Annotated in this window: 11 protein-coding genes; 4 read left to right on the top strand and 7 right to left on the bottom strand. The window is 61.6% G+C overall.

All coding sequences use genetic code 11. The features are described from left to right. The first annotated feature begins 1 nt into the window (after position 1). Together K0P33_RS13590 and K0P33_RS13585 are read left to right on the top strand one after the other, a co-directional pair. The gene (locus tag K0P33_RS13590) at positions 2 to 1,021 is read left to right on the top strand and encodes an ABC transporter permease (RefSeq protein WP_094953756.1); all 1,020 of its coding nucleotides are present in this window, start codon (positions 2 to 4) and stop codon (positions 1,019 to 1,021) included. A 1-nt stretch (position 1,022) separates the two neighbouring features. Beyond that, a complete protein-coding gene (locus K0P33_RS13585; RefSeq protein WP_094953755.1) occupies positions 1,023 to 2,636 on the top strand; it encodes an ABC transporter ATP-binding protein in 1,614 nt (537 codons plus the stop codon). A gap of 808 nt (positions 2,637 to 3,444) precedes the next feature. On the opposite strand, the gene K0P33_RS13580 is transcribed toward K0P33_RS13585, so the two are convergent. Genes K0P33_RS13580 through K0P33_RS13565 form a run of 4 tightly spaced genes read right to left on the bottom strand, consistent with a single transcriptional unit; the run spans position 3,445 to position 6,136 of the window. Beyond that, a complete protein-coding gene (locus K0P33_RS13580; protein WP_094950230.1) occupies positions 3,445 to 4,164 on the bottom strand; it encodes a dienelactone hydrolase family protein in 720 nt (239 codons plus the stop codon). Positions 4,165 to 4,176: 12 nt separating this feature from the next. Next, positions 4,177 to 4,932, bottom strand: coding sequence for a precorrin-6A synthase (deacetylating) (cobF, locus tag K0P33_RS13575; RefSeq protein ID WP_242155695.1), 756 nt, complete (start codon positions 4,930 to 4,932; stop codon positions 4,177 to 4,179). A gap of 45 nt (positions 4,933 to 4,977) precedes the next feature. After that, positions 4,978 to 5,532, bottom strand: a complete 555-nt coding sequence (locus K0P33_RS13570; protein WP_094950228.1) for a histidine phosphatase family protein — start codon at positions 5,530 to 5,532, stop codon at positions 4,978 to 4,980. 52 nt (positions 5,533 to 5,584) lie between these two features. Further along, positions 5,585 to 6,136, bottom strand: coding sequence for a DUF4865 family protein (locus K0P33_RS13565; RefSeq protein WP_242155693.1), 552 nt, complete (start codon positions 6,134 to 6,136; stop codon positions 5,585 to 5,587). Between the two features lie 93 nt (positions 6,137 to 6,229). Between K0P33_RS13565 and K0P33_RS13560 the strand changes: the two genes are divergently transcribed. After that, positions 6,230 to 7,105, top strand: coding sequence for a LysR family transcriptional regulator (locus K0P33_RS13560; RefSeq protein ID WP_242155691.1), 876 nt, complete (start codon positions 6,230 to 6,232; stop codon positions 7,103 to 7,105). A gap of 52 nt (positions 7,106 to 7,157) precedes the next feature. Here K0P33_RS13560 and K0P33_RS13555 read toward each other — a convergent pair whose 3' ends face one another. From K0P33_RS13555 to K0P33_RS13545, 3 genes are read right to left on the bottom strand one after another with little or no spacing between them, the layout of a single operon-like run. After that, a complete protein-coding gene (locus K0P33_RS13555) occupies positions 7,158 to 8,486 on the bottom strand; it encodes an MFS transporter (protein WP_094950225.1) in 1,329 nt (442 codons plus the stop codon). A 43-nt stretch (positions 8,487 to 8,529) separates the two neighbouring features. Next, positions 8,530 to 10,062 carry an AMP-binding protein gene (locus K0P33_RS13550; RefSeq protein ID WP_242155689.1) on the bottom strand — a complete coding sequence of 511 codons (1,533 nt, stop codon included), beginning with the start codon at positions 10,060 to 10,062 and terminating at the stop codon, positions 8,530 to 8,532. 3 nt (positions 10,063 to 10,065) lie between these two features. Next, positions 10,066 to 11,244 carry an acetyl-CoA acetyltransferase gene (locus tag K0P33_RS13545; RefSeq protein WP_242155687.1) on the bottom strand — a complete coding sequence of 393 codons (1,179 nt, stop codon included), beginning with the start codon at positions 11,242 to 11,244 and terminating at the stop codon, positions 10,066 to 10,068. Between the two features lie 129 nt (positions 11,245 to 11,373). On the opposite strand from K0P33_RS13545, the gene K0P33_RS13540 reads away from it, so the two are divergent. Beyond that, on the top strand, positions 11,374 to 11,961 hold the full coding sequence (locus tag K0P33_RS13540; RefSeq protein ID WP_094950222.1) for a LuxR C-terminal-related transcriptional regulator: 588 nt from the start codon (positions 11,374 to 11,376) through the stop codon (positions 11,959 to 11,961). The last annotated feature ends 4 nt before the right edge of the window (positions 11,962 to 11,965 follow it).

Below are 11,965 nucleotides of genomic sequence, written 5' to 3'. Positions count from 1 at the left end.
GATGAACTTATCCCCCCTCAATCGCCGCCGGTTCGAGCGGTTCAAGGCCAACAAGCGTGGCTGGTGGTCACTGTGGCTGTTCCTGATTCTGTTCGTGCTCAGCCTGGGCGCAGAGCTGATCGCCAACGACAAGCCGCTGGCCGTGCACTTCGACGGCGGCTGGTACTTCCCCGCGCTCAAGCGCTACCCGGAAACCGCGTTTGGCGGCGAATTCCCGCTGGAGGCCAACTACAAGAGCCCGTACATCCAGGAACTGCTCAAAGCCAAGGACGCCTGGACGCTGTGGGCGCCGGTCCCGTTCAGCTACCAGAGCATCAACTACGACCTCAAAGTACCGGCGCCGGCCCCGCCCTCCTCGGTCAACCTGCTGGGTACCGATGACCAAGGCCGCGATGTACTGGCGCGGGTGATCTACGGCTTTCGCGTGTCGGTGCTGTTTGCCCTGACGCTCACGGTGCTCAGCTCGATCATCGGCGTGATCGCCGGGGCCTTGCAGGGCTTTTACGGCGGCTGGGTCGATCTGGCCGGGCAGCGCTTCCTGGAGATCTGGTCCGGGTTGCCAGTGCTCTATTTGCTGATCATCCTCGCCAGCTTCGTGCAGCCAAACTTCTGGTGGCTGCTGGGCATCATGCTGCTGTTCTCGTGGATGAGCCTGGTCGACGTGGTGCGCGCCGAGTTCCTGCGCGGGCGCAACCTGGAATACGTGCGTGCGGCGCGGGCGCTGGGCATGCAAAACGGCGCGATCATGTTCCGGCATATCCTGCCCAATGCCATGGTGTCGACCATGACCTTCATGCCGTTCATTCTCACCGGCGCCATCGGCACCCTCACCGCCCTGGATTTTCTCGGCTTCGGCCTGCCAGCCGGCTCACCGTCATTGGGTGAACTGGTGGCCCAGGGCAAATCCAACCTGCAAGCGCCGTGGCTGGGCATGAGTGCCTTTGCCGTACTGGCGATCATGTTGAGTTTGCTGGTGTTTATCGGCGAGTCCGCTCGCGATGCCTTCGACCCGAGGAAATGAGATGAATCAGGACAATCTGATCGAAGTCCGCGACCTCTGCGTCGAGTTCGTCACCGGCGAACACCACCACCGCGTGGTCAACAACGTCAGCTTCGATATCAAGCGCGGCGAAACCCTGGCCCTGGTCGGCGAAAGCGGCTCGGGCAAATCGGTCACCGCCCACTCGATCCTGCGCCTGCTGCCCTACCCGCTGGCCCGTCATCCGGCGGGCACCATCAGTTATTCCGGGCAAGACCTGCTGACCCTCAAAGAAAAAACCCTGCGGCATATTCGCGGCAACCGCATTGCGATGATCTTTCAGGAGCCGATGACCTCGTTGAACCCGCTGCATTGCATCGAGAAGCAGATCAACGAAGTGCTCGGCCTGCACAAAGGCCTTACCGGCAAAGTCGCCACCCGGCGCACTCTGGAATTACTCGAGTTGGTGGGCATCCCGGAGCCGCACAAGCGCCTCAAGGCCCTGCCCCACGAGCTGTCCGGCGGCCAGCGTCAGCGGGTGATGATCGCCATGGCCCTGGCCAACGAGCCGGAACTGCTGATCGCCGACGAGCCGACCACGGCCCTCGACGTCACGGTGCAATTGAAGATTCTCGAGTTGCTCAAGGAGTTGCAGGCGCGGCTGGGCATGGCGTTGTTGCTGATCAGCCATGACCTGAACCTAGTGCGGCGCATCGCCCATCGTGTGTGCGTAATGCAGAAGGGTTGCATCGTTGAACAAGGCGATTGCGAGACGCTGTTCCAGGCGCCCCAACATCCTTACACCCAGGAATTGCTGGCGGCTGAACCCAGTGGTGGGCCTGCGACCAATGAGGTCGGGCCGCCGTTGCTGGAAGTCGATGACCTGAAAGTGTGGTTTCCGATCAAGAAGGGCTTTTTGCGTAACACCGTGGATTACGTCAAGGCGGTGGACGGCATCAATTTCAGCCTGCCCCAGGGCCAGACCTTGGGCATCGTCGGTGAGAGTGGTTCGGGCAAATCGACCCTGGGCCTGGCGATTTTGCGCTTGATTGCGAGCACTGGTGGGATTCGCTTTGAAGGCCAGCAGTTGGACCGGCTTAGCCAGCAACAGGTGCGGCCGTTGCGGCGGGAAATGCAGGTGGTGTTTCAGGACCCGTTCGGCAGTTTGAGCCCGCGGATGAGTGTCAGCGAGATTGTTGGCGAGGGGTTGCGGATTCACAAGATGGGCACGGCTGTTGAGCAGGAAGCGGCGATTATTGCGGCGCTGCGCGAGGTTGGGCTGGACCCGGAGTCGCGGCATCGGTATCCGCATGAGTTTTCCGGTGGCCAGCGGCAGCGGATTGCCATTGCTCGTGCGTTGGTGCTCAAGCCACGCTTGATTTTGCTGGATGAGCCGACGTCGGCGTTGGATCGAACGGTGCAGCGGCAGGTGGTGGAGTTGTTGCGCAGCTTGCAGGCCAAGTACAACCTCACCTACCTGTTTATCAGCCATGATTTGGCGGTGGTCAAGGCGCTGAGTCACCAGTTGATGGTGGTCAAGCATGGGCAGGTGGTGGAACAGGGGGACGCGGCGGCGATTTTTGCTGAGCCGCAGCATGCTTATACGCGGCAGTTGTTGGAGGCGGCGTTTTTGGTGCCTGCTGGGGTTGGCGGTTGACCTTGTACATATCCGTTGCTGCGGTATTGGCTGATATTGGTTCCGCCCTTACGGCGGGTCACTTTTGAAAGAGCCCAAAAGTAACCAAAAGGCTCTTGCCCCACCACTCGGCACCTCGCCTAGGCTCGGTGTGCCCTCACTCCGGCTTTGGAGCGGGGGCCGCCGCCATGGGCCATCCTTGGCCCATCGCGGCTAAACCGGCGTCCTGCCGGTTTACCCCCGCTCCAAAGCCTGCGTTCGGCCAGCGTGGTTTAACGGGGCGCCTCAGATCAAGATCAAGATCAAAAGCAAGAGCACGGCGGCCTAGTAGCCGACCTGAGTGGTTGAAGCAAATCAAAAGCAAAACCGAGGCGGCCTGACAGCCGACCTGATCTCTGAAACTGAACTCAATCAACTGTGGGAGCGGCGGTGCGACGACTCGACTTGCTTGCGAAGGCGGTGGGTCAGTTACACATGAGCTGGCTGAACCACCGCCTTCGCGAGCAAGCCCGCTCCCACAGTGGGATCTCATTACATCAGCTAGATGTGGTGGTGCTCTGCTTCTGTCCTGCTTTTGCTTCTACCACTCAGTGCTCTTGCTTTTGATCTGACAGGCCCCGTTAACCACGATGGCCATCCCGCGGATTCAAGCCTTCACTCTGGCATGCCGAGCTTAGGCGAGGCTCCGAGTGGTGGGGCAAGAGCCCTTTTGGTTACTTTTGGCTGGGCCGGCATTCCGGGCGTTTGCCAAAAGTGACCCGCCTAAGAGCGGAACCCTAAGCCGCCGTTACCGCAGCAATGGATATGTACCCACATCTACCAACCACGCTTACTCCAGGCTTTTCTCCAACCAAGCCTTCAAATCCTGCACTTCCACCTCACTCACGGTATGCGGCATCCCCGGATACCCATGAAACTGTGGCGTCAACCCAAGCCCCACCAAAACTTCATTCGCCCGCGTTGCTGAAGCATACGGCAGAGCTTGGTCCAACGTACCGTGGCCAATAAAGATCGCCAACTTGCCCAATGATCCGCTGGGTTTGAGCTCAGCCCTGAGCACCGGCAACACACTGCCGCTCAACGCCGCGATCCCACGCACCAACTCAGGCTTTCGCAAGCCCACCTCGTAAGACATGATCGCACCCTGGCTGAACCCCACCAGGAACACCCGATCACTCTGAGTGTGGTATTTGGCCGTGGCCTTTCCCACAAAGTCTTCGATCAGCTTGGCGCTGCGTTGCAAGTCGGCGGTCTCACCGTCGTAATCACCGCCCCCCGGGGTCTTGGTAAACCAGCGATAGCCATGCGGGTCCACCGGCATCGGCGCGCGCGCTGACAGGTAGGTCCAGGTCGGCGGCAGCGCGTCCTTGATGCCAAACAAGTCTTCCTCGTTGCTGCCAAACCCGTGCAGGAAAATCACCAACGGCTGGTTACGCGCATCGCCCTGGGTCTGTTCCAGGTACGACAACGGCAAATCAGTGTGCAGCGTGGAGTCGGCGTGGGCAGCGCCAGCCACCAGGGTCAGTGCCAGGGCAAACAGTTTGAACATGGGGAAGCGACCTCAGGGTTTGCGCAACAAATAAGTGTCCATGATCCAGCCATTTTCCAGGCGCGCCGCCTTGCGCACCCGTTCGATTTCTTCAGCCACGTCACTGACTTTGCCGCTGATAAGGATTTCGTCCGGCGTGCCCAAGTAGGCGCCCCAGTAGATATCCAGGTCCTGGTCGGCCACCGTGCGGTAGGCATCGTCAGCGTCGAGCATCACCACCAAGGTATCGGCATCACTCGCCTGCCCCGCCGCCAACCGACGCCCGGTGGTGATCTCGATGGAGCGGCCGATGCGGTTCAGCGGCACTTTGTGCTGGGCCGCAAGGGCCTGCACGCTGGTGATACCGGGGATCACTTCAAACTCAAACGTGCAGCGGCCGCTGGCGAGGATCGCCTGCAGGATGCGGATGGTGCTGTCGTACAGCGCAGGGTCGCCCCAGGCCAGGAAAGCGCCGACTTCACCGTGGGCCATTTCCTCGTTGATCATGCGCTCGAAGGTCTGCTGCTTGTCGCGGTTAAGGTCCTGCACAGCGGTGGTGTAGTCGATATCGCCGCGCACGCGCTCGGGGCAGTCGGCCTCGACGAAACGGTAACCGGGCTCGGTGATGTAGGTCTGGCAGATCTCGCGACGCAGGTCGATCAGCTTGTCTTTGCTCTGGCCCTTGTCCATCAGGAAAAACACGTCGGTGCGGTTCAGCGCCTTCACGGCCTGCATCGTGATGTAGTCAGGGTTGCCGGCGCCAATGCCGATGATCAGGATGCGTTTCATGGGTTGCTCTCGTTGCGGGGCGTGGATTTTGCCATGTTCACGCGCTCAAGCGTGAGTTTCCAGGCGCAGGCGCCAGACGTTGTTGAAGCGCAGTTCGGTGCTAGACAGCGGCTCGACGTCGATCAGGTAGAACATCGAGATCGGGAACTGCAAGACGTACAGCATCGCGGCGCGAATCACAAATGGGTGCGTGATGGCGACGACATGACCGGGCTGGGTTTCGAGGGATTTCATCCACTGCGCAACGCGGGCGCAAATCTGCTCCACCGACTCGCCGCCGTGGGGCGCGCTGGTGCTGTCGGTCATCCAGGCCGTTAAGGCGTGGTTGTCGATCTCGCCGATGACCTGGCCTTTCCAAGCGCCAAAATCACCATCGCGCAGGGCGTCTTCGATCTGCGCGTTCCCGCCGAACAAGCCCGCTGTCTGGCGGGCTCTGGCCTCTGGCCCGCACACCAGGCGCGGGCTTTTCTTGAAGCGGCCGGCGAGGGATAACACCGCGCTTTGCCAATCCATCGCGACGGATTCGTCATCGGGAAACCGCGCCTGCTTTTGCGACGAGGTAGCGGCATGGCAGATCAGTGTCAAACGCGTGGCAGGCAACGCAGAGTGCTCCGAAGACGAGAATTAAGCCTGCAGACTGGCCCAGTTAACGCTATCGCGCAACGCCTTGCGCCAGATAGAGCACCTGGTAGCCCGTTCCCAGGCGGTCCATCTCCAGCACCTTCGCCGACAAGGTAAACCGCACCAGACGCCAAGCCTGCACATCCAGCGCCAAGAAGACCTCGAACGTATCACTGTTATCCGCCAACTGCTGATTGCGCCGTTTTTCCTCGGCCAGTATCCCGGCCCGATCCGCCCCAGGCTCCAACGGCCACTCCTCGCGGTACAGACTCAACGCGTTCTGCGCCGGCCCACGCTGCACATCCAACGGCAACCAGCTCTCGATGTGCGGGCGGCCGAAGCTGTCGAGCACCTTCTGAAAACGCTCCCCGAGTAAAAAATCAGCAGCCTGCAATGGATCGGCCCACAGGTACACCGAGGCATACACATTACCCTGCGCTTGCCCGCGCTCCTGGGCGATGAACGCCTTGAACAGCAACCCCTCGGTGTGATCCCACAAAGGCCCTAACTGCGCGACGCGCCGGCGAATCACGCCCATGTCGTAGTCGGCAGGCAAGCGGTGTGAATACTGTTTGGCAAACATGGCAAAGCTCCCGTGCAAGATGAGGTTTGAGCTTGCGCAGCAGCGATGATTTCAACAAGATATGGCCAGATATATGTGCGATAAGGATTTGATATGGCTGATGCGCTCAAACCCCTGGATATTGACACCGTCCAAGCCTTTGTCCTGGTGGCCGATTTCGCCAGTTTCACCCGCGCCGCCGAAGCGCTGGACACCTCCCAGGCCGCCATCAGCCTCAAGCTCAAACGCCTGGAAGAACGCCTCGGTTATCGCCTGCTGGAACGCACGCCGCGCCATGTGCGTCTGTCGCCCCAGGGTGAGCAATTCATCGTGGCCGCCCGCGCCCTGCTCAATGCCCATGAACGCGCACTCGGCGACATGGGCACACACGCACCACGGCGCTTGGTGATCGGCATCAGCGACCACGTGGCTGGGCCGGACTTGCCCACGTGGCTCAACCGCCTCGCCGCCTACGACCCATTGGTGATACTCGAAGTGCGCATCGCCTCGTCCCGCGACCTGGTCGCCGCATTCGACCGCAATGAGCTGGACGCGGTGATCGTACGCAATGAAGGCGACCGCCAGGACGGCGAAGTGTTGGCAGTAGAACGCTTCGGCTGGTTTGCCGCACCCACCTGGCAACACAGCAGCGGCACCCCGCTGCGCATGGCGACCATGGCCGCGCCCTGCGGCGTTCGACATTTGGCGGTAAGGGCCTTGGATGCGGCACGTATCGACTGGACTGAAGTGTTTGTCGGCGGTGGCGTAATGGCGGTGGGCGCCGCAGTGAGCGCCGGGCTGGGCGTCGCCGCCCTCGCCCATCGCGTGGCCCCGGCCGGGGCGGTGGACGTGAGCGAGCAATACGGTTTGCCCGCATTACCCGTCAGTGAGGTGGTACTGCATAGCCGGATCAGTGATGCACGGTCCCGCGAAACAGTGCGCGCGTTGAGCGCAACGTTTCGCGGCGTATGGTCATGCCTTCCTTGTTGATCAATGATAGGCGCCTGAAACAACGTAGCCGGTTTTTCCACCCCTTATTCGATCAGGATGCAGGTGCCAACACTGCCCCCGCTGGCGCCACCACCGGGCTGCCACTGGCGACAAAATCTTCCTTGCGCAACACCACCAAGGCAATCAGCGACACTACGCCCGTGGCCACGTAGAAATACCACGGTGAAGTGATGTCGCCGGTCACCTTGATCAGCCACGTGGAGATCAGCGGCGCGCTGCCGCCAAACACCGCGACCGGCACGTTGTACGCCACGGCAATCCCGGTGGAGCGGATGCGCGTCGGCAACAGCTCGCTCATCAGCGCGTAGGTGGATGAGGCGTACAGCCCGAACAGGATCGCCACCGCCATCAACGGCGCGAAGAACGTCGCAGGTGTGGCGGTGGGCGCTGACTTGAACAGCCAGAACATCGCCAACGTAGCCAAGGTGCCGACCACCATCAGGAACGGCTTGCGTCCGTATTTATCGGTGAACGCACCGCCAAACGGCATCACGAAGGCTGCCGAGAAACTCGCGACGAATACGTAGAGCAACGTGGTGCCGCTGTCGAACTTGAGAATCTTGGCCATGTAGGTCGAGGCGAAGGTCAGCACCAGATAGAAGATCGAGCTGTGCAAGGTGATGATAAAGAACACCAGGGCGATAGCGCGCTTCCACTGCCAAACTTCGCGCAACGGTGCGCGGGAGGTCTGGCCGGTGCGTTGCAGGGCCAGAAACTCCGGGCTGTCTTCGAGCTTGAGGCGGATGTACATGGAGATAAAGCCCAGCGGCGCGGCGATCAAAAACGGTATGCGCCAGGCCCATTCCTGCATCACCTCGGCGCCGAGAATCCAGGTCATGCCATTGGCCACGGCGCCGCCCAGCAGCAGGCCGAGTACGGCGGTGACCATCAGCCAGCACGTGGCAAAGCCGCGTCGGCCGGGGCCGGCGTATTCGGAGATGAAGCTGGTCACCGTGCCGATCTCGCCACCCGCCGAGAAACCCTGCACGCAGCGCACCAGGATCAGCAGGATCGGCGCGGCGATACCCAGGGTTGCGTAGCTCGGCAACAGGCCGAGCATGACGGTGGAACCGGTCATCATCACCAGCGCCATGATCAGGGTTTTGCGGCGACCAATCTTATCCGCCAGCGGGCCAAAAAACAGCCCGCCTAATGGCCGGATAAAGAAACTCAGGGCGAACGCGGCAAAGCTGGCCAGCAGGCTGGTGGTGGGGTCATCGGAGACGAAGAACGCCTGACCGATGTACACGGCGAGAAAGCCGTACACGCCGTAGTCGTACCACTCGATCAAATGGCCGGAGGTGGCACCGAGAAATGCACGGCGGCGTTTGCGGACCGTGTCTTGCGCTTGATTGCCCATCGAAGGGACTCCTTGTCTTGTTATCTGTCCATGAAAAGCGGGGCTAGGTAAGCGCGGCGATACTCGCTGCTTTCAGCCAATGCCGCAAGTCGGTTTTGAGGATTTTGCCGTAGCTATTCTTGGGCAATTCATTACGGAACAGGTACTTCTTGGGTTTTTTGAACGAAGCCATGCGTTGCACAAACCAGGCGCTCAGTTCGGCTTCGTCGAGTGTTTGCCCGCCGCGTGTCACCACAAACGCCACCACCGATTCACCCCACTGCGCATCCGGCTCACCGACCACACACACCTCGAACACCTCGGGATGCTGCGCCAGCACTTCCTCGACTTCACGCGGGTACACGTTACTGCCGCCGGTGATGATCACGTCCTTGGAGCGATCCGTCAGGGTCAGGTAGCCGGCCGCGTCGAGAAAGCCGATATCGCCGGTCAACAACCAGCCCTCCACCAAGGTCTGGCGCGAGGCTTCGGGGTTGCGCCAGTAACCCTGCATCACCGTGGCGCCGCGCACGGCAATTTCGCCGCGCTCACCCGTCGGCATCGGCTGGTGCTGTGCGTCAAGAATGCGGATTTCGACACAGGATTGCGCGTGCCCCACCGAGGCAGCCAGGGTTGCCCAGCCTGCGCGCTGGCGGTCGGCAATCAGCGCGCGTGGCAGCACACTGATGGTCATCGGGCTTTCGCCTTGGCCGTAGATCTGCACCAGGCGCGGGCCGAAGGTGTCGACGGCCGCGCACAGGTCAGCCAGGTACATCGGGCCGCCGCCGTAGACGATGGTCTTGATGCCTTCGCCGCCGTAACCCTGGCGGCGGGCCTGTTCGACCATGCGCTTGACCATGGTCGGCGCGGCAAACAGCGAGACATTCCCCAACAGGGCGGCCAGCCCGAACAGCTCGGCGGCGTCGAAACCGCCGGAGACCGGCACCACATGCCGCGCGCCGCAGCGCACATGAATAAAGTTATACAGCCCGGCGCCGTGGGACATCGGCGCGGCATACAAGGCCGCGTCGTCGGGGCTGACCGGATCCACATCGGTGGGGTAACACAGCGACATCGCGATCAAGTTGCCGTGGGACAGCATCACGCCCTTGGAACGCCCGGTGGTGCCGGAGGTATAGAACAACCACGCCAGGTCCTGGTCCTGGCGCGGTACCGGTTGTTCCAAGGTCGGCCAGCCACGGGTCGGCGGCAGCGTGTGCCCGTCCAGTTCCTTGCAGCGTTGGGGCAAATCCCGCGACGAAAACACCTGGCCGCCGTCGGTAAAGATCAGACGGGCCTCGGCGTTGTCCGCGATCCATGCTGCTTCCGATGGATGCAGCTTGGCGTTGATCGGCACAGCCACCGCGCCCAGCCACCAGATGGCGTAGAGCAATTCGAGGTAATCACAGCTGTTCTTCATCAGCACCGCCACCGCATCACCCGGTACCAGACCGTGTTGATCCACCAGGTGCGCGGCGCGTTGGCGCACATGGGCGGCAAAGGTGGCGTAGTCGGCCACTTGCCGCGTGCCCTCGAATAGCGCCGGGCGATGCGGGTCGCGGCGCTGGGTGTCATGCAGCCAGTTGGCGATGTTCATGGTTCAGCTCCTGCGCGCGTGCAGGACCGAGGCGTAGTTGGCCACGGCCATGCCGCCCATGTTGAACACCAGACCGAACTCCGGGTTGGGCACCGACAGGCCGATCGGCTCGCCGGTCAACTGGCGGAACGCCAAGGCATGCATCGACACACCAGTGGCGCCCACCGGATGCCCCTTGGCCTTGAGCCCACCAGAAAGGTTCACCGGCAGCCGCCCGCCCGCGCGCACCACGCCGCTGTCGAGCACGCGATGGCCCTCACCTTTGGGCGCCAGGCCCATGGCTTCGTAGATCAGCAGTTCGGCGATGGTGAAGCAGTCATGCACCTCGGCGAAACTCAGGTCGGCCAGGGTGATATTGGCCCCGCGCAGCGCCGAGTGAATCGCCCGTTGCGGGCCTTCAAAGGCCAGGATGTCGCGCTGGGCGATGGGCAGGCAGTCGTTGACTTGCGTCATCGAGCAGATCTGCACATCCCGGCGAAACGCCCGCGCGCGCTTGGGCGAGGCAAGGATGATCGCGGCGGCGCCGTCGCTGATCAGCGAGCAATCGGTGAGGCGCAGCGACTCGGCCACAAACGGGTTGCTCTTGGACACATTGTTGCAGTGCTCAAAATCCATCACCCGGTGCATCTGCGCCAACGGGTTGGCCATGGCATTGGAGTGGTTCTTGGTGGCGATGGCCGCCATCGAGCCCAACGGGCAGTGGTAGCGCTCGGTGTATTGGCGTGCCGCACGGCCAAACAGTTGTGGGAAGCTCAAGCCGGCTTCGGCCGGATCGTTCTGATAGCCGGCGCCGGCCAGGGCCTGGGTGACCTCAGCGGTGGACGTGTGGGTCATCTTCTCGGCGCCCACCACCAGCACCAGTTCGGCGCTGCCGGAGAGGATCGCGTTAATCCCCGCCTGGATCGCCGCGGAGCCGGACGCGCAGGCGTTTTCACAACGGGTGGCCGGCTTGAAGCGCAGGCCAGGGTCGGCCTGCAGCAGCAAGGACGAGGCAAAGCCGTCAGGCACCAGCCCCGAGTTGAAGTGGCCAAGGAACAACGCATCGATTTCTGACGCATCAATAGCCGCGTCCGTCAGGGCTTCGCGGGTGACCTGCACGATCAGGTCTTCAAGGGTGGTGCCTTCCAGGCGACCAAAGCGTGAGTGACCGGCGGCAACAATGGAGACGCAATCAGCTGGCATAATCAATTTCTTCTGTTTTTGGTGCGAAGATTACCTACAATGACGCACCGCCGGGCAGTCGCCAATTCGTGTAACTACTTACATGGATAAGTAGCCCAAGGTGAGAAAAGCAACGAGGCAGGATGCCCAATGAACGCGTTTACACAGCAACTCCAAGATATCGAGCGCCTGGCGTTCCAACTGTCCCCTGCCCCGCAACTGGTCACCAACAACCGCGTGATCATCGACTGCAACGAAGCCTTCTTGCAGTTGTTCGGCTATGCGCGCGACGCCTTGCTCAACCAACTGACCCTGCTGATCTACCCGTCCCAGGCCGACTACCACGCCATCGGCAAGCGCAGCCACGACTGGCTGCTCGACAGTAAAAACGGCCGTTACTCCGACGAACGCTTCATGCAGCACAAAAACGGCGAAGTGTTCTGGGCCAAGTCCCACGGCTACACCCTGACGCCCAAAGACCCGTTCAAACTGATGATCTGGCACTTCGAACGCCTGGACCGCACCCACCAAGGCACCGGCGACCTCACGCCACGGGAGCGGGAAGTGGCGATGCACATCGTCAACGGCCTCAAATCCAAGGAAATCGCCCAACGCCTGACAATCTCCCACCGCACGGTGGAGGTGCACAGGGCGCGGCTGATGAAGAAACTTGAGGTCAAAAACAGTGTGGAGTTGGTGTCGAAGATGATTTTCGTTGGCGGACGTGCCTGGTTATAGCCAG

This window comes from Pseudomonas sp. ArH3a (assembly GCF_022648765.1).
GTDB lineage: Bacteria > Pseudomonadota > Gammaproteobacteria > Pseudomonadales > Pseudomonadaceae > Aquipseudomonas.
Note: the sequence above shows the minus strand (reverse complement) of the source record. Positions and strands in the feature narration are given on the sequence as shown.

What these genes read in the sequence shown, in the direction of transcription:
- K0P33_RS13565 (WP_242155693.1), bottom strand. Translation starts at nt 6,136, where the DNA reads ATGTTTGCCAAACAGTATTCACACCGCTTGCCTGCCGACTACGACATG.
- K0P33_RS13540 (WP_094950222.1), top strand. Translation starts at nt 11,374, where the DNA reads ATGAACGCGTTTACACAGCAACTCCAAGATATCGAGCGCCTGGCGTTC.
- K0P33_RS13545 (WP_242155687.1), bottom strand. Translation starts at nt 11,244, where the DNA reads ATGCCAGCTGATTGCGTCTCCATTGTTGCCGCCGGTCACTCACGCTTT.
- K0P33_RS13550 (WP_242155689.1), bottom strand. Translation starts at nt 10,062, where the DNA reads ATGAACATCGCCAACTGGCTGCATGACACCCAGCGCCGCGACCCGCAT.
- K0P33_RS13590 (WP_094953756.1), top strand. Translation starts at nt 2, where the DNA reads ATGAACTTATCCCCCCTCAATCGCCGCCGGTTCGAGCGGTTCAAGGCC.
- cobF (WP_242155695.1), bottom strand. Translation starts at nt 4,932, where the DNA reads ATGAAACGCATCCTGATCATCGGCATTGGCGCCGGCAACCCTGACTAC.
- K0P33_RS13560 (WP_242155691.1), top strand. Translation starts at nt 6,230, where the DNA reads ATGGCTGATGCGCTCAAACCCCTGGATATTGACACCGTCCAAGCCTTT.
- K0P33_RS13555 (WP_094950225.1), bottom strand. Translation starts at nt 8,486, where the DNA reads ATGGGCAATCAAGCGCAAGACACGGTCCGCAAACGCCGCCGTGCATTT.
- K0P33_RS13585 (WP_094953755.1), top strand. Translation starts at nt 1,023, where the DNA reads ATGAATCAGGACAATCTGATCGAAGTCCGCGACCTCTGCGTCGAGTTC.
- K0P33_RS13580 (WP_094950230.1), bottom strand. Translation starts at nt 4,164, where the DNA reads ATGTTCAAACTGTTTGCCCTGGCACTGACCCTGGTGGCTGGCGCTGCC.